We start from the raw sequence: 15,469 nt of genomic DNA, 5'->3' as shown, positions 1-15,469 counted from the left end.
GCCCCCCGTCCGTGTCATGTGCGGAGGTGCACAGATAGGCCATGGCCGCCGAGAACCCGACTGCGCTCATGCAGCAGCTGCACGACGAGCACGCAGCCGCGCTGTGGGGGTTCTGCCTGCACCTGACCGGGGACCCGGTCCGCGCCGAGGACGTCGCCCAGGAGACGCTGCTGCGCGCCTGGCAGCACAACGAGGTGCTGGACGAGGCCCGCGGGTCGGTCCGCTCGTGGCTGTTCACGGTCGCGCGCAACATCGTCATCGACGAGTGGCGCAGCAAGAGGTTCCAGAACGAGCGCGCCACGGACCAGGTGCCCGAGCCGGCCGACCCGATCGACCACACGGACGCGCTGCTCCAGTCGTGGGTGGTCGCCGACGCCATCACCCAGCTGTCCCAGGAGCACCGGGCGGTCCTGCTCGAGTGCTACTACAGGGGCCGGTCCGTCGCCGAGGCGGCGCGCCGGCTCGGCGTACCGGAAGGAACCGTGAAGAGCCGCACCCACTATGCCCTGCGCGCCCTGCGGCTTGCCCTGGAGGAGATGGGGGTGGGCGCATGACCACGTGCAGCCACGAGCACGAGGACGGCGCGTACGTCCTCGGCGCACTGTCACCGGAGGACCGGGTGGCCTTCGAGCGCCACCTGCCCGGCTGCCCCGAGTGCGCCCGCTCGGTGCGCGAGCTGGCCGGCATCCCCGGTCTCCTGGCCCGCGTCCCGGCCGAGATCCTCGACCCGGAGCAGGAGCCGCTGCCGGTGCCGGAGACGCTGCTGCCGTCCCTGGTCCGGGAGGTGCGCCGCACCCAGCGCCGGCGGACGTGGCTCACCAGCTCCCTGGTCGCCGCCGCTGCGCTGATCGCGATCGGCGCCGTCGGCGCGACGACGCTGGGCGGTGACGAAGGGCCTCCGAGCGCGGCGCCGTCCGCCGGACCGACCACCGCCGCGGCGGTGCAGCTCCACCAGGTCGGCACCGACGCCATCTCGGGGTGGCTCTCCCTCACCCAGGTCGGGTGGGGCACCCGGCTCGACCTCACGTGCACCTACGGCGAGGACAACGACTGGCAGGACCCGCGCTGGTCGACGTACACGATGTACGTCCAGACCACCGACGGTGAGGTCGAGCGCGTCGCGTCGTGGAAGGTCGTGCCCGGCAAGGAGCTCCACATCAGCGCGGCCACCGCCGCAGACACCGAGGACATCTCCGACGTCCAGGTGCGCACCGCGAGCGGTGCGACGGTGCTCGAGCTCAGCTGAGTCCGCCGAGGCCGAGCACGGCCTCGGCCACCACGAGGTCCTCCCAGGACATGCCGACGCTCTTGAACACCAGCGGCCGGTCGGTGGGCACCTCCGCGGCGCCGGTGACGACGTCGCGCAGGCTCGACAGGTCGCGCTCGGTCAGAGCACCGTCCGCGATCGCCAGGACGACGTCCCCTGCCTCGCGCAGGGCGGTCGCGACGTCCTCGACCACCACGCACGCCCGGGCGAGCAGAGCGCTGTCCAGCTCACGCGCGTCGGGCTCGTGCGAGCCCACGGCGACGACGACGGCGTCGTCGCGCAGGAGTCGCGAGTCGAGGACCGGGGTGCGCGCCGAGGTCGCGCAGACGACCACGTCCGCCGAGCCAAGGGCCTCGTCCGCCTCGTCCGAGCCGAGCACGACGGCGACCAGCGGGGTGCGTCCGGGGTCGCGGACCAGGTAGGTCGTCTCCGCGACGGGGCGGACCGCGGCCAGCGTGGCCGCGTGCCCGACCGCCTGTGCCCCGGCACCGACCACGACGACCCGCAGCGGCCGCTCCGGCAGCCGGCCGAGCACCGCGGCGACGGACACGGCCGGCGTACGCAGGCTGGTCAGGGCGGTCCCGTCGAGGACGGCTCGGAGAGCCAGGGTGTCGCGGTCGAAGAGGAGGTACGCCGCCTGGACCCGGGGCAGACCGCGCTCCGGGTTGTCGGGTGTGACGGTCACGACCTTGACCCCCGCGGCGGCGTCCGACTCCGACGGCATCAGCAGGAACTGCCCGCGCGAGAGCGGCACCCCTGTCCGCGCGTGGTCGGCCGCCGGGTCGAGCCCCGCACGAAGCGAGTCGAGGATCGCGTGCACCGCCGCGGCTGGCCCCAGCGCAGCGACCGCCTCGGCGCCGAGGATCTTGACCGACGAGGGCAGCATGCCGACAGCCTCCCTCAGCGCCCCCGTGACGTCAGCCCTCGGGCGGTCGCCGGCCCTGTCTGTCGTACTGGTCCCTGAGGTCCTGTTCGATCTGCCGCGCGCGCCGGCGTTCGAAGAGCAGGATGAAGACAGCGACGGCCGCGAAGACCACGACGATCAACACAACGGAGAACGCGGTCATGGGTCACCTCCCTGTCGGCCACCGGTACCCCGCGAGCACGCCCAGCGTCACGGTGGCTGAGGCGCGAGGCGCCCCGGCGCCGAGCCATACTCGCCTGGGACCCTTCCCCGCCAAGGCTTCGAGGCTCAGGCGCAGAACGCCTTCGCACCTCAGCCACCGTGGGCCAGCAGGTGCCCCCGCTGCGGAGGTCTCGACAGGCTCGACCAGCGGCAGGCCAGCAGGTGCCCCCGCTGCGGAGGTCTCGACAGGCTCGACCAGCGGCAGGCCACCACGGTGGCTGAGGTGCGAGGCGCCCCAGCGCCGAGCCTCGAAGCCCGGTGACCCGGTGCTGGGTTCAGTTGCTGAATGCCTGCAGGAACTTGTCGCGGAAGGTGTCCATGCGCCAGACGTCGGCGTCTGGCGAGGGGCGTAGGCCGTCCTGCCAGCCCCAGCCGGCGATGCGCTGCATGACCGCCGGGTCCTGGGCGATGACGCTGACCGGGACGTCGTGGCCGACGTGCTCTCCGCTGACGTAGCCGTGCGGCTGGTGGTCGCCGAGGACGACGAGGACCAGGTTGGGGTCGTTGTAGGTCGTCAGGAACGACGTCAGCGCCTGCCAGGAGTACTCAACCGATCTGCCGTACATCTCCTTGACCTTGTCGGGGTCCTTGAATACCTCCTCCGACGTCGGCGACTGGGACTGGGAGTCGTAGATCGAGCCGTCGCCGACCTGGTCCCACGGCACCATCGTCGGGAGCGGCGTCCACGGGTGGTGGCTGGAGATGAGGTCGATCTCGGCCATCACCGGCTTGCGGTCGGTCGGCGCGAGCTCTCGGCGGCGGAAGTCCGAGAGCGTGTACTGGTCCGGGATCGGCGCGTAGCCGAACTTCGGCCCCTGGAAGCCGACGTTGCGGGAGTCGTAGTAGTGCTGGAACCCGTAGTAGTCCGCGCCCTCCGGCCAGTCCTTGGTGTCGGCGGGCACGTCGAAGACTGTGCGCCAGCCGGCCTGTCCGAACAGCGACGTGAGCGTCATCCGGTCTGCGCCGAGCAGCTGCTCGTAGCGGCGCTGGCTGTCGACCCACAGGCCGGACTGCAACGACGAGTGGGCGAGCCACGAGCCGGCGCCGAAGGTCGGCGAGGTCAGGAACGCGCTCTGCGAGTGGTAGCCGGCGGCGTCCAGCGCGGCCGTGCCCTGGTCGAGGACCTTGTCGACGCCGGCGGAGTACGACGTGTCCTGGACGGCCACCCGGCCGTAGCTCTCCACGAAGACCAGGAGCACGTCCTTGCCGGCCAGCCCGGCGACCAGCGACTGCGGATCCCTGGCGGCCCGGGCGGCGTACGCGTCCTGCCCGATCTCCCGGCTGAACACCCGGGTGTCGTGGATGTCGGCGCGGACCAGGTTCACCTCGTCGATGCTGACCGACAGCGCGTTGCTCGAGGTCACCGGGGCACCCGTGCCGAAGGCCAGGACCCACGCCGTCGCGAACGCGGTCGCCACCTTGAGTGAGAGCCGGAGATGGCGCGCCGTCACCCGGACCAGCCGCACCATCGCGAGCGACACACCGACCAGGATGGCGAGTGTGGCGACAGCGGCGAGGACCGCCACGATCCGGGCCGGCCAGGTGCCGATCGAGTCGCCGAGGACCCCGACACCCGGCCCGAGGTAGTAGTAGTCCCCCACGGGGTCGAAGTCGCGGTCAAAGATGGTGTTGAACGAGATGTCCAGCACCTTGAGGAGCAGCAGCAGGGCCAGCACCAGCCCGACGGCCACCGCGAGGGCGACCCGCACCCGGGGCCAGGGCACGAGCGCGATGGCGACCACGACCAGCACCTCGATCGGCAACCTCAGCAGGGCGTGGGCGGTGAGGTGGTCGCGGTCGACGGGCGCCACCAGTGCCAGCCAGACGACGAGGAAGGCCAGGACGGTGCCGTAGGGGACGACCAGCGGCGGTCGCGGCGCCAGCCACCGGTCGACCGCCTCGTGCAGGAACGACTCGGCCAGCAGCACGGCCACGACGACGACCGCGGCCAGCGCGACGACGTGCGGCACCGGCAGTACGGCGACCACGGCCAGTACGACGCCGACCAGCACCGCCACGGTCTTGCACCAGGGCCTCGGCGACGTCGGCGGTGTCCGCAGCGCAGGCACGACCGCGAACAGCGCGCCGAACACGTAGCGCGCCAGCCCGAGCCCCAGCACCCACCAGCCGAGGTCCGCGGCGACGATCGCGCTGAGCACCAGGATCAGCAGTGCGTCGGCCTCCATGTCGAGCCGCGCGCCCAGCTCGGACGTGGTCCCCCGCGCCCGGGCCACCCAGCCGTCGACAAGGTCGGTGAGCATCGTCACGGTCAGCACGGTCCCCAGCAGGAGTGGCGAACCGCCGGCAAGTGCGACCGCGGCCACCGCCGCGCTCAGCACGAATCGGGCGCCCGTGATGACGTTGGCGGCGTTCGCCCTGCTCACCGGCGCCTTCTGAACCTGAAGCACTTTGCCTCCGTGTCTGTGGGTACGCGGGAAACACGAAAGACGCAAGACTCGGGTTCACACCGAACGCGACCGGAAAGGAGGATCACCGTGGAGGAGCGAGCATTCTGGGTGAGCCCCGGCCGCGGCGAGATCCGCCCGGTCGACGTGGACGAGCCCACGCTCGGACAGGTCCGGGTCCGCAGCCTCCGCTCCGCGGTCAGCCGCGGCACCGAGACGCTCGTCTTCCGGGGCGCCGTCCCGCCCGACCAGCACGAGCGAATGCGGGCGCCCCATCAAGACGGTGACTTCCCCGGGCCGGTGAAGTACGGCTACCTCAGCGTCGGCGTCGTCGAGGCCGGCGACCTGTCGCTGCTCGGGAAGACCGTCTTCTGCCTGCATCCCCACCAGACGGCGTACGTCGTCCCGGTCGCGGACGTGACCGTCGTACCCGACGGGGTCCCGGCCGACCGGGCGGTCCTGGGCGGCACCGTCGAGACGGCGGTCAACGCCCTGTGGGACGCCGCACCGATGGTCGGTGACCGGGTCACCGTCGTGGGCGCCGGCATGGTCGGCTGCTGTGTCGCTCGGCTGCTCTCGCGCATCCCCGGGATCGACGTGACGCTGGTCGACGTCGACCCGACCCGGGCCGAGATCGCCGAGTCCCTGGACGTCGCGTTCGCCCATCCCTCCGAGGCAGCGGGCGGACGCGACCTGGTCATCCACGCGAGCGCCACGGCGGCCGGACTGCAGCGCTCGCTGGAGCTGCTCGCGCCGGACGGCGAGGTCGTCGACCTGAGCTGGTACGGCGACACGCCGGTCCGGCTCGACCTCGGCGGCGCGTTCCACTCCAGCCGGCTGCGGATCCGCAGCAGCCAGGTCGGCGAGGTCGCGCTCCACCGGCGGCACCGCCGCACGCGGGCGGAGCGGCTGGCACTCGCGCTCGAGCTGCTCCGCGACCCGGCCTTCGACGTCCTGTTCACCGGCGCCTCCGCCTTCGAGGAGCTGCCCGAGCTGATGGCCGACCTGAGCGCAGGTCGGCGGTCGGCGCTGTGCCACACGATCACCTACCCTGGCCACCTCGACCAGGGAGCGACCTGATGTACGCCGTGACCGTCCGCGACCACGTGATGATCGCGCACAGCTTCGCGGGTGAGGTCTTCGGGCCGGCGCAGCGGCTGCACGGGGCGACCTACGTCGTCGACGCGACCTTCCGCGGACCCGAGCTCGGGCCGGACGGCATCCTGGTCGACATCGGCCGCGCCGCCGAGGAGCTCAAGGACGTGCTGGCCGTGCTCAATTACCGCAACCTCGACGACGAGGACGAGTTCAAGGGCCGCAACACCTCGACCGAGGCGCTGGCGCGGTGGGTCGCCGACCGGCTGGCCGAGCGGCTCGCGGACGAGGAGCAGCTGACGGCGCTGGCCGTCACGCTGCACGAGTCCCACGTCGCGTGGGCGAGCTACGAACGGCCCCTCTCCGCAGGAGAGCCAGGATGACCATCCACTTCCTGGTGCCGGCCGGCTTCGCCGAGCGGCCGAGCGGCGGCAACGTCTATGACCGGCGGGTGCACGTCGGGCTGGTCGGGCTCGGCCGCGACGTGATGTCCCACGAGGTCGGCTCGGAGCCGGAGGTCGCCGCCGTCGTGCGGGCGCTGTCCGACTCATCGGTCGTGCTGGTCGACAGCCTGGTCGCCTCGTGGGCGGCGGACGCGCTGCTCGCGGAGGCGGCCCGGCTCCGGCTGGCGGCGCTGGTGCACATGACGTTCGACTCGCCCGGCGAGCGGGAGCTGCTGGCCGCCTGCTCGGTGGTGGTCACCACCAGCGGGTGGAGCCGGCACCGGCTGGCCGAGCACCACCGGCTCGACGCCGCCCGCATCCACGTCGCGACGCCGGGTGTCGACATGGCGGACCCGGCGCCAGGGACGGAGACGGGCGCGGAGCTCCTCTGCGTCGGGTCGGTCGTCGCGGCCAAGGGCCACGACGTGCTGCTCGCCGCTCTGGGCACCCTCGCCGACCTCGACTGGCGCTGCACGCTGGTCGGACCGCTGGACCTCGAGCCCGACCTCGTCGACGAGCTGCACAAGGCGGCGGCCGACTCCGGCATCGCCGACCGGCTGGCCTTCACCGGAGCGCGGCCGCACGACGAGGTGCAGGCTGCCTACGCCGGCGCGGACCTGCTGGTGCTGCCGTCGCGCGGCGAGTCCTACGGGATGGTCGTCACCGAAGCACTCGCGCACGGCCTGCCGGTCGTGGCGACCTCGGTCGGCGGTGTGCCGGAGGCCCTCGGCCACGGCGAGGATGGCAGCACCCCGGGGCTCCTGGTCCGGCCGGACGACGCCGACGCGTTGGCGGCCGGACTGCGGCGCTGGCTGGAGGACCCGCGTCGTCGCCGCCGGCTGCGCCGGTCGGCCCGGCAGCGGCGGCTGACGCTGACCACGTGGTCGCGGACCACCGCGCAGCTGTCCGAGGCGCTGGAGGCGATCCGATGACCACCGAGCAGCGCGTCGGCACGCAGACCGCCACGCGGGGAGCCGACCCGATGGGTAGCTCGACGAGCTCCATGAGCGCGAAGCGGGTCCTGCGCATCGGCGCCGGCGTGCTCGTGCTCGCCTTTCTCGCCTGGCAGCTCGGTGCGGGGCCGTTCGTCGACGGGCTCCGGGCCACCAACGGATGGGCCGTGCTTGTCGCAGTGGTGGTGACCGCCGGGACGACGTGGTGCGTCGCGCTGCGGTGGTCGCTGCTCACGGCGCGGTTCGCCAGTGGTGAACGGACCAGGGTGCCGGTGCGCACGGCGTACGTCGCCTACTACCGATCGCAGCTGATCAACGCCACGCTGCCCGGTGGGGTGGTCGGTGACGTCCACCGCGGTGCGCGGCACGGTTGGCGCGGGGTGGTCTGGGACCGCGTGCTCGGCCAGGTCGTCCAGGTCGCGCTGGTGGGCGCGCTGTTGCTGCCCGGCGCCTGGCGGTGGGGCGGGCTGGCGGTCGTGGCGGTGGTCGTGGTCGCCGGTGGGTGGCTGCTGATGCTGTCCGCGCTGAGCACGGCCGGGCACCTGGTGGTCTTCGTCGTCGCCGCCGAGTCGCTCGGCGTCTCGCTGTCGCTCGGGACGCTGGTGTCGATCGGCGCGTTGGTGCTGCTCGGTGCGGCGGTCCCGCTCAACGTCGCGGGGTGGGGGCCGCGCGAGGGCGTGGCGGCGTGGGCGTTCGCGGCGTACGGCTCCACCGCGGCGACAGGGCTCGCGGTGTCGGTGACGTTCGGCGTCCTGGCCATGGTGGCGACCCTGCCGGGCGTCCTGGTCCTGGGGAGTCGCCATGGCTGACCGCCGTCCCTACACCCTGCTCAGCTGCGGCATGTCGCTCGACGGCTACCTCGACGACGCGACCGACGAGCGGCTGCTGCTGTCCAACGACGCGGACTTCGACCGGGTCGACGAGGTGCGCGCCGCCAGCGACGCGATCCTGGTCGGGGCGGCGACGGTCCGCAACGACGACCCGCGGCTCCAGGTCCGGTCCCCGGAGCGGGTCGCGCGCCGGCGCGCCGCCGGCCGGCCGGCCCAGCCGCTGAAGGTCACGGTCACCAGCCGGGCGAAGCTCGACTCCGGCGCCCGGTTCTTCACCGTCGGCTCGGGGCCGAAGCTCGTCTACTGCGCCAGCGACACCGTCGACATGGCCATCGAGCAGCTGTCGGCCGTGGCCACGGTCGTCGACGGCGGCCGGCCGGTCGAGCTGCGCCGGGTCAGCGAGGACCTGTTCGCGCGTGGCGTCCGGCGGCTGATGGTCGAGGGTGGCGGCGAGGTGCACACCCAGCTGCTGACCGAGGGACTGGCCGACGAGCTCCACCTCGTGGTCGCGCCGATCTTCGTCGGACACCCGGGGGCGACCCGGTTCGTCGGGCCGGGACGGTTCCCCTTCTCGGGGCGCCGCCGGGCCCGGCTGGTCTCGACCACGCAGCTCGACGACGTGGTGCTGCTCCGCTACGCCCTCTCCGAACGGTTCTCGGAGCGTGCGTGGTGACGCCGGCAACAGTCCGCTCCCGGGTCACGCTGCCGATCCGGTTGGGCGAGACCGAGACCGTGGCCGAGGTGGTCACCTTCGACGGGCTGGCCGACGGGCTCGAGCACCTGGCCATCGTGCTCGGGCGGCCGGGCGACGTGCCCCTCGTCCGGCTGCACTCGGAGTGCCTCACCGGCGACGTGCTCGGCTCGCACCGGTGCGACTGCGGCCCCCAGCTGCACGAGGCCGTCGACCGGATCGAGGGAGCGGGGGGCTACCTGCTCTACCTGCGCCAGGAAGGGCGGGGCATCGGGCTCTACGCCAAGCTCGACGCCTACCTGCTCCAGGACGAGGGGCTGGACACCTACGACGCCAACCTCGCGCTCGGGTACGCCGCCGACGCCCGCGACTACACCGCGGCCGCGCAGATGCTCAACGCCCTCGGCGTGGACCGGCTGGCACTGCTGTCGAACAACCCCGACAAGGCGCGCCAGCTCGCCGCCCACGGCCTCGAGGTTTCCGAGCGGGTGCCGACCGCGGTCCACCTGACCTCGTCAAACCGGCGCTACCTCACCGCCAAGGCCCACCGTGGTTCGCACGCGCTGGAGATCGGGGCCTAGCCGGCCCTCCCCCCGGGCATTCGGCACGGCCGGGGTAGTCCGTGACGAAGTGGTTGTGGAGAACGGTGTTCGGACGACCATTTCGTCACGGACTATCGCGACGGGAGACTGGCCCCATGTCCGACGACCCGCGTCCGGTCCACACCTGGCTCACCGACATGGACGGCGTACTCGTCCACGAGGAGGAGCCCATCGCGGGCGGGCCGGAGTTCATCGAGGCGCTCAAGGGGAGCGGGCTGCGGTTCCTGGTGCTCACCAACAACTCGATCTTCACCCCGCGCGACCTGCGGGCCCGGCTCCTCGGCAGCGGCATCGACGTGCCGGAGGAGGCGATCTGGACCTCGGCGCTGGCCACCGCGCAGTTCCTCGCCGACCAGCGGCCGCACGGGTCGGCGTACGTCGTGGGCGAGGCCGGGCTGACCAGCGCGCTGCACGACATCGGGTACGTGCTGACCGACCGCAACCCCGACTACGTGGTGCTGGGTGAGACGCGGACCTACTCCTTCGAGTCGATCACCCGCGCGATCCGGCTGATCGAGGCGGGCGCGCGGTTCATCGCCACCAACCCCGACGTGTCCGGCCCCTCGCCGGCCGGGTCGCTGCCGGCCACCGGTTCGGTCGCCGCGCTGATCAGCACCGCGACCGGTCGCTCGCCGTACTTCATCGGGAAGCCGAACCCGCTGATGATGCGCTCGGCCCTCAACCGGCTGGAGGCGCACTCCGAGACCACGGTGATGGTCGGCGACCGGATGGACACCGACATCATCAGCGGCCTCGAGGCGGGGCTGCGGACCGTGCTCGTCACCACCGGCTCGACGCGCCCCGAGGACATCGAGAAGTTCCCCTACCGCCCCACCCGCATCCTCGACTCGATCGCCGACCTGGTCGAGCTGGTGCAGCCCGCCGACTGATCGGGTCCGGGTGGCGGTGCCGGGGCAACCGTCATCCCCAGGGACGGCGGTTGCTAACCCACCGCCACCTCGGCGGTTGCTAACCCACCGCCCGCCCGGCGGCGCGCCCGGCGGTTCGGCCGGAGAACAGGCAGCCACCGAGGAAGGTGCCCTCGAGGGCGTTGTAGCCCATCATCCCGCCGCCGCCGAAGCCGTTGACCTCGCCCGCGGCGTAGAGCCCCGGGAAGACCTCACCGTCCGCGCGCAGGCAACGCCCGGACAGGTCGGTCTCGAGACCGCCCAGGGTCTTGCGGGAGAGCACGTTGAGCCGGACGGCGATGAGCGGACCCGCCTTGGGGTCGAGGATCTTGTGCGGCGTGGCGACCCGGATCAGCTTGTCGCCCCGGTAGCTGCGGGCGCCGTGGATCGCGGTGACCTGGGCGTCCTTGGAGTAGGGGTTGTCGATCTCGCGGTCACGCGCCTCGATCACCTCCCGCAGCGCCGGCTCGCTCAGCGCCGGCGCGTCGTCGTCGGCGATCCGGTTCATCCCGTCGACCAGCTCGCGCAGGGAGCCGGCGACCACGAAGTCCTGACCGTGCCGCTTGAACGCCTCGACCGGCCCGGGAGCGCCCTTGCCGACGGCGCGCTTGAGCAGGAGCCGGACGTCCTTGCCGGTGAGGTCGGGGTTCTGCTCGGAGCCGGAGAGCGCGAACTCCTTCTCGATGATCTTCTGGGTCAGCACGAACCACGAGTAGTCGTAGCCGGTCTGCCGCAGGTGGCGGAGGGTGCCGAGGGTGTCGAAGCCGGGGAAGTACGGCGCGGGCAGCCGGTGGCCGGCGGCGTCGAGCCACAGCGAGGAAGGGCCGGGCAGGATCCGGATGCCGTGGTTGTCCCAGATCGGGTCCCAGTTGCGCAGCCCCTCGACATAGTGCCACATCCGGTCGGGGTTGATCACGTTGGCGCCCGCCGCCTGGGTGATCTCCAGCATCCGGCCGTCGACGTGGGCCGGTACGCCGGCCACCATCGTGCGCGGCGGGGTGCCCAGCCGCTCCGGCCACGCCTTGCGGACCAGGTCGTGGTTGCCGCCGATGCCACCACTGGTCACGATGACCGCCTGCGCCGTCAGGGCGAAGTAGCTGGTCTCGTCGCGGTTGGTCGGCCGCCCCCGCTCGGCCTTGTCCGGAGCCAGCGTGTGGCCCTCGACCCCGACCACGGTGCCTCCGGCGACGACCAGCCCGTCGACCCTGTGCCGGAACCGCAGCGTGATCCGGCCGGCGTCCGCGTGCTCCCGGACCCGCCGCTCGAACGGCTCGACCACTCCCGGCCCGGTCCCCCACGTGATGTGGAACCGCGGCACCGAGTTGCCGTGCCCGTCGGCCCTGCCGTCCCCGCGCTCGGCCCAGCCCACGACCGGGAACACCCGGTGGCCCATCTCCCGCAGCCACGACCGCTTCTCGCCCGCCGCGAAGTCGACGTAGGCCTCCGCCCAGGCCCGCGGCCACCTGTCCTCGTCGCGGTCGAACTGCGCGCTGCCCATCCAGTCCTGGAGGGCCAGCTCGTGGGAGTCCTTGATGCCCATCCGGCGCTGCTCGGGACTGTTCACGAGGAACAGCCCGCCGAGGCTCCAGAAGGCCTGGCCGCCCAGGCTCTGCTCGCCCTCCTGCTCGAGGAGGAAGACCTTCCTGCCCGCGTCGGCCGCCTCGGCCGCGGCTACCAGACCGGCAAGCCCGGCCCCGACGACGATGACGTCAGCGTCCACGAGCGAGGAGTCTATGGACCCTCACCCGTCGTACTCGTCCGGCAGCCGCAGCGCGGGGCCGCCCACCTGCAGTCCGAGCGGCGTCGCGCGACCGTGCGGCTCCTCCCACTCCTCCTGACGCCCCATGGCCGTCAGGTCGAGCCACGGGTAGCAGTTGTGGAACTCCTCGATGCCACGACCGAACGCCTGGTAGGTAAGGAAGACGTCGTCGCCGACCCGGAGGAACGTGCTGATCCCCGGGAGCTCCGAGCCGTTCATGTCGTCGGTCCACGGACCGCCGGTCCACGGTGTGCCGGCCTCGGCGAGCTCGTCCTCGGTGCGGAAGTGCAGCACCACCGGGGCGACCCGGTTGTCGAGGGTGGTGTGGAAGTCGTAGTTGAAGTCGCTGCCGTAGGAGGAGTACCACGGGAACTCCCAGCCCATCCGCTCCCGGTACGCCGCCAGGTCGGCGTACCGCGCCCGGGACACGGCCACCAGCGTGGTGCTCCTGACATGCAGCTGTCGCAGCCTGGGGATCTGGTCGGCGGCCGAGGAGCAGCTGGGGCAGGCGCTGTCCCAGTCAGGCCCGTACATGAAGTGATGCATCACCAGCTGCGGCCGGCCGTCGAACAGGTCGGCCAGCCCCACCTCGCCGTCGGGGCCCTGGAACCGGTAGTCCTTCTCGACGCGGACCATAGGCAGCCGGCGCCGGTCGGCGTTGAGCCGGTCGCGCCGACGGGTCAGCTCCTTCTCCTGGGCGAGGAGCTCGCGGCGGGCGGCCCACCACTCCTCGAGTGACGCGACCTGCGGCAGGTTCTCGATTGTCATTCCGGGGTTCTACCCCCGTCAGCCGACAGTGAACTCGACCTTCCGCTGGGCCAGGTCCGCCGTGGTGAGCCGGGCCCGCACCTCGGTGCCGAGCGGGAGGTCGGACGCCGAGACGACGGGTGCCTCGACCGCCGGGTCCTGGACGGTCACGACGCCGCGCGTCCGGTCCTTGTCGTTGACCTCGACGACGACGGCCTCGAAGCTCTCGCCGACCCGGTGCTGGAGCAGTCCGGCCTCGACGAGGTCGAGGACCATGCGTTCGTAGCGGTTGGCGCGCTGCGAGGACTCCTGCATCGTCGCGGCCAGGTCGGGCAGCGCGGCGCGCACCCAGTCCGGTACGTCGGTGCCGGCGCAGAGGGACACGCAGATCTCCGAGGCGTAGCGGTCGCCGAGGCGGCGCAGCGGCGCGGTGACGTGGGCGTACTCGGCGTTGAGGGCGCTCTGCAACGGCTGGGCGGGGGTCTCACCGTCGAACGCGACGTAGCCACTCCCCCGCAGCAGCCGGGTGCACGCAGAGATCATGGCGGCGTGCTGCGGCTTGGCCGGGTCCAGGCCGCGGATGAAGTCGGGGAACAACAGCTCCCCCGGCCAGTCGATGCCCAGGGCGTGCGCAGTGCGGTGCAGCCGCTGCACGTCACGCGGGTCCGGAGGCGGGAGGGTGCGCAGGAAGCCGATCCGCGCGTACATCATCAGCGACGCCGCCGCGAAGCCGGTGACCAGCGACATCTGCGCGTTCCACTCCTCGACGGGAAGCAGCTCGCGGTAGGTCAGCTCCCAGTGGGACCCGACGATGTCGACCTCCTGCTCGGGCAGCGGGAGGTCGACACCGCCGCGCGCCTGCTCACGCTTGAGGCGGAGCTCACCGAGCTCCTTCAGGAGCATCAGCGACTCCTCGGCGGTTCCGTCGTCGATCTGCCGCTGCACGCCGGCGTAGTCGAGCTGGGCCCGGCTGCGCACCCGCGCCCGAGCGACGTCGACGTCGGTGCGCGCGCCCTCGCCGTCCATCGTGATCGTCCAGAGCAGCGCCGGCCGCAGCTGGTCGGGCAGCAGGGAGCCGCCGCCCTCCGAGATCGAGGTCGGGTGGAGCGGGATCCGGCTGTCGGCGCCGTACAACGTCTGACCGCGGCGGTGCGACTCCACGTCGACCGGGTCCCCAGGCGAGATGAACGCCGCCAGGTCGGCGATCGCGTAGTGGAGGACGTAGCCGCCGCCGTCGGTGCGGGCGATGTGGAGCGCCTGGTCGAGGTCCATCGAACCGGCCGGGTCGATGGTGACCATCGGCAGGTCGGTGCGGTCGAGGTCGGGCAGGCGCGGGTCGGCGACGGCCGCCGCCGCGGCCTTCTCGACCTCGGCGGGGAACTCCGCACTGACCTCGAGCTCGCGCTGGATCTCGGCGATACCGTCCCGGAGCTCCCGAGGCGCCACTCCGCCGTCAGCCGGACGGATCCGGACCACCCGGCTGCTCGGCATGTCACCCACCCTAATCTTGCGACCTGTGCTGATCCTGCTCCCGCCCAGCGAGGGCAAGACGGCCCCTCGGCGCGGCAAGCCACTGGACCTGGCGACGCTCACCGCGCCGGCTCTCAACCCGATGCGAGAGCGGGTCCTCGCGGCCCTGGTCACGCTCTGCTCCGGCGACCCGGCCACCGCGGCCGCCGTCCTCGAGGTACCCAGGTCGCAGCTCCACCTCGTCTCCCTCAACGCCGCGGTCCGCACCGCGCCGACCGCCCGGGCGGATGAGGTCTACGCCGGCGTTCTCTACGACGCGCTCGGCCTCGCCACGCTGTCTTCCGCCGCCCGCCGCCGGGCCACCGCACGGGTGCGGATCATGTCGAGCCTCTTCGGGGCCCTGGCGCCGAACGACCGGATCCCGGCGTACCGGCTCTCCGGCGACGCAGCGCTGCCGGGCCTCGGCACGGTGGCCGGGGTCTGGCGCGACTCGCTCGGCCCCGTCCTCACCGAGCTGGTCGGGGACGGGCTGCTGGTCGACCTCCGCTCAGGGATGTACGCCGCGTTCTGGCGGCCCACCGGCCTGCCGCGGGTGGCGACGGTGCGCGTCCTGCACGAGGTGGGCGGGAAGCGCCAGGTCGTCAGCCACTTCAACAAGGCCACCAAGGGTCGGATCGTGCGCGCCCTGCTGGAGGACGGCGCCAACCCGCGGACCCCGGCCCGCCTGGCCGAGGTGCTCCGCGACCTCGGCTGGACCGTCGAGGAGACACCGGCGAAGGGCACGGTCCAGCTCGACGTGGTCGCCACCGACCTCTGAGGGCTCGTCGAGACCTCCGCAAGGACGACACCTACCGGTCCACCGCTGGTCGAGCTCGTCGAGACCTCCGCAACGAAGGCACCCGGGGTGAGACCCAGCCCCGGCTCACCCGGCTTCGAGGCTCGGCGCCGGGGCGCCTCGCACCTCAGCCACCGTGGCCGCACCGCTGGTCGAGCCTGTCGAGACCTCCGCAACGTGGGCACCCGCCGGCCCGTCGGTGGCTGAGCTTCTCGGCGGCTTCGCCGCACCTGGGTAGAAAAAGATTGCTGGGGGCTGTCGTCGGGCGGGTGTCGGGTCACAGTGGTGGGGTGGTCGCCACGGTTGGACGCCGACGCACCTTGGTGCCGATGAGCCCG

General features: G+C 72.5%; 16 protein-coding genes. 10 read left to right on the top strand and 6 right to left on the bottom strand.

The window, feature by feature from the left end; genetic code table 11:
• Positions 1-41 precede the first annotated feature (41 nt).
• Both VFV89_RS08295 and VFV89_RS08290 read left to right on the top strand, forming a co-directional pair.
• Positions 42-554 carry a sigma-70 family RNA polymerase sigma factor gene (locus VFV89_RS08295; RefSeq protein WP_329705453.1) on the top strand — a complete coding sequence of 171 codons (513 nt, stop codon included), beginning with the start codon at positions 42-44 and terminating at the stop codon, positions 552-554.
• On the top strand, positions 551-1,246 hold the full coding sequence (locus VFV89_RS08290) for a zf-HC2 domain-containing protein (protein WP_329705452.1): 696 nt from the start codon (positions 551-553) through the stop codon (positions 1,244-1,246). The genes VFV89_RS08295 and VFV89_RS08290 overlap by 4 nt, the downstream gene beginning before the upstream one ends.
• On the opposite strand, the gene VFV89_RS08285 is transcribed toward VFV89_RS08290, so the two are convergent.
• From VFV89_RS08285 to VFV89_RS08275, 3 genes are all read right to left on the bottom strand, one after another.
• Positions 1,239-2,153, bottom strand: a complete 915-nt coding sequence (locus tag VFV89_RS08285; RefSeq protein WP_329705451.1) for an ornithine cyclodeaminase family protein — start codon at positions 2,151-2,153, stop codon at positions 1,239-1,241. The two genes, VFV89_RS08290 and VFV89_RS08285, sit on opposite strands and share 8 nt — an antisense overlap.
• Before the next feature lie 31 nt (positions 2,154-2,184).
• Positions 2,185-2,334 (bottom strand): hypothetical protein, encoded by a 150-nt coding sequence (locus VFV89_RS08280; protein ID WP_329705450.1) that lies wholly within the window; start codon positions 2,332-2,334, stop codon positions 2,185-2,187.
• Between the two features lie 334 nt (positions 2,335-2,668).
• Entirely contained in the window at positions 2,669-4,777 is a 2,109-nt protein-coding gene (locus VFV89_RS08275) for a CDP-alcohol phosphatidyltransferase family protein (RefSeq protein ID WP_329705449.1), read from the bottom strand.
• 111 nt (positions 4,778-4,888) lie between these two features.
• Between VFV89_RS08275 and VFV89_RS08270 the strand changes: the two genes are divergently transcribed.
• The 7 genes from VFV89_RS08270 to VFV89_RS08240 all read left to right on the top strand — a co-directional run bounded on the left by VFV89_RS08270 (position 4,889) and on the right by VFV89_RS08240 (position 10,302).
• Positions 4,889-5,878: a zinc-binding alcohol dehydrogenase gene (locus VFV89_RS08270; protein WP_329705448.1), complete on the top strand. Its 990-nt coding sequence runs from the start codon at positions 4,889-4,891 to the stop codon at positions 5,876-5,878.
• On the top strand, positions 5,878-6,276 hold the full coding sequence (locus tag VFV89_RS08265; protein ID WP_329705447.1) for a 6-carboxytetrahydropterin synthase: 399 nt from the start codon (positions 5,878-5,880) through the stop codon (positions 6,274-6,276). The genes VFV89_RS08270 and VFV89_RS08265 overlap by 1 nt, the downstream gene beginning before the upstream one ends.
• On the top strand, positions 6,273-7,268 hold the full coding sequence (locus tag VFV89_RS08260; RefSeq protein WP_329705446.1) for a glycosyltransferase family 4 protein: 996 nt from the start codon (positions 6,273-6,275) through the stop codon (positions 7,266-7,268). Before VFV89_RS08265 ends, VFV89_RS08260 begins: the two co-directional genes overlap by 4 nt.
• On the top strand, positions 7,265-8,098 hold the full coding sequence (locus VFV89_RS08255; protein ID WP_329705445.1) for a lysylphosphatidylglycerol synthase domain-containing protein: 834 nt from the start codon (positions 7,265-7,267) through the stop codon (positions 8,096-8,098). The genes VFV89_RS08260 and VFV89_RS08255 overlap by 4 nt, the downstream gene beginning before the upstream one ends.
• On the top strand, positions 8,091-8,792 hold the full coding sequence (locus VFV89_RS08250; protein WP_329705444.1) for a RibD family protein: 702 nt from the start codon (positions 8,091-8,093) through the stop codon (positions 8,790-8,792). Before VFV89_RS08255 ends, VFV89_RS08250 begins: the two co-directional genes overlap by 8 nt.
• A complete protein-coding gene (locus VFV89_RS08245; RefSeq protein WP_329705443.1) occupies positions 8,789-9,391 on the top strand; it encodes a GTP cyclohydrolase II in 603 nt (200 codons plus the stop codon). The genes VFV89_RS08250 and VFV89_RS08245 overlap by 4 nt, the downstream gene beginning before the upstream one ends.
• Before the next feature lie 116 nt (positions 9,392-9,507).
• Entirely contained in the window at positions 9,508-10,302 is a 795-nt protein-coding gene (locus tag VFV89_RS08240; protein WP_329705442.1) for an HAD-IIA family hydrolase, read from the top strand.
• A gap of 79 nt (positions 10,303-10,381) precedes the next feature.
• On the opposite strand, the gene VFV89_RS08235 is transcribed toward VFV89_RS08240, so the two are convergent.
• The 3 genes from VFV89_RS08235 to VFV89_RS08225 are packed head-to-tail and all read right to left on the bottom strand — an operon-like array spanning position 10,382 to position 14,317.
• A complete protein-coding gene (locus VFV89_RS08235) occupies positions 10,382-12,040 on the bottom strand; it encodes an FAD-binding dehydrogenase (protein ID WP_329705441.1) in 1,659 nt (552 codons plus the stop codon).
• A gap of 21 nt (positions 12,041-12,061) precedes the next feature.
• A complete protein-coding gene (locus tag VFV89_RS08230) occupies positions 12,062-12,847 on the bottom strand; it encodes a DUF899 domain-containing protein (protein WP_329705440.1) in 786 nt (261 codons plus the stop codon).
• 18 nt (positions 12,848-12,865) lie between these two features.
• On the bottom strand, positions 12,866-14,317 hold the full coding sequence (locus VFV89_RS08225) for an RNB domain-containing ribonuclease (protein WP_329705439.1): 1,452 nt from the start codon (positions 14,315-14,317) through the stop codon (positions 12,866-12,868).
• A 25-nt stretch (positions 14,318-14,342) separates the two neighbouring features.
• On the opposite strand from VFV89_RS08225, the gene yaaA reads away from it, so the two are divergent.
• Entirely contained in the window at positions 14,343-15,113 is a 771-nt protein-coding gene (gene yaaA, locus VFV89_RS08220) for a peroxide stress protein YaaA (RefSeq protein WP_329705438.1), read from the top strand.
• Positions 15,114-15,469: the final 356 nt, after the last annotated feature.

Source organism: Nocardioides sp. (assembly GCF_036274455.1).
Classification (GTDB): Bacteria; Actinomycetota; Actinomycetes; order Propionibacteriales; family Nocardioidaceae; genus Nocardioides.
This window is presented reverse-complemented; position numbering and strand designations above follow the sequence as displayed.

What these genes read in the sequence shown, in the direction of transcription:
- VFV89_RS08295 (WP_329705453.1), top strand. Translation starts at nt 42, where the DNA reads ATGGCCGCCGAGAACCCGACTGCGCTCATGCAGCAGCTGCACGACGAG.
- VFV89_RS08290 (WP_329705452.1), top strand. Translation starts at nt 551, where the DNA reads ATGACCACGTGCAGCCACGAGCACGAGGACGGCGCGTACGTCCTCGGC.
- VFV89_RS08285 (WP_329705451.1), bottom strand. Translation starts at nt 2,153, where the DNA reads ATGCTGCCCTCGTCGGTCAAGATCCTCGGCGCCGAGGCGGTCGCTGCG.
- VFV89_RS08280 (WP_329705450.1), bottom strand. Translation starts at nt 2,334, where the DNA reads ATGACCGCGTTCTCCGTTGTGTTGATCGTCGTGGTCTTCGCGGCCGTC.
- VFV89_RS08265 (WP_329705447.1), top strand. Translation starts at nt 5,878, where the DNA reads ATGTACGCCGTGACCGTCCGCGACCACGTGATGATCGCGCACAGCTTC.
- VFV89_RS08260 (WP_329705446.1), top strand. Translation starts at nt 6,273, where the DNA reads ATGACCATCCACTTCCTGGTGCCGGCCGGCTTCGCCGAGCGGCCGAGC.
- VFV89_RS08255 (WP_329705445.1), top strand. Translation starts at nt 7,265, where the DNA reads ATGACCACCGAGCAGCGCGTCGGCACGCAGACCGCCACGCGGGGAGCC.
- VFV89_RS08250 (WP_329705444.1), top strand. Translation starts at nt 8,091, where the DNA reads ATGGCTGACCGCCGTCCCTACACCCTGCTCAGCTGCGGCATGTCGCTC.
- VFV89_RS08240 (WP_329705442.1), top strand. Translation starts at nt 9,508, where the DNA reads ATGTCCGACGACCCGCGTCCGGTCCACACCTGGCTCACCGACATGGAC.
- VFV89_RS08230 (WP_329705440.1), bottom strand. Translation starts at nt 12,847, where the DNA reads ATGACAATCGAGAACCTGCCGCAGGTCGCGTCACTCGAGGAGTGGTGG.
- VFV89_RS08225 (WP_329705439.1), bottom strand. Translation starts at nt 14,317, where the DNA reads ATGCCGAGCAGCCGGGTGGTCCGGATCCGTCCGGCTGACGGCGGAGTG.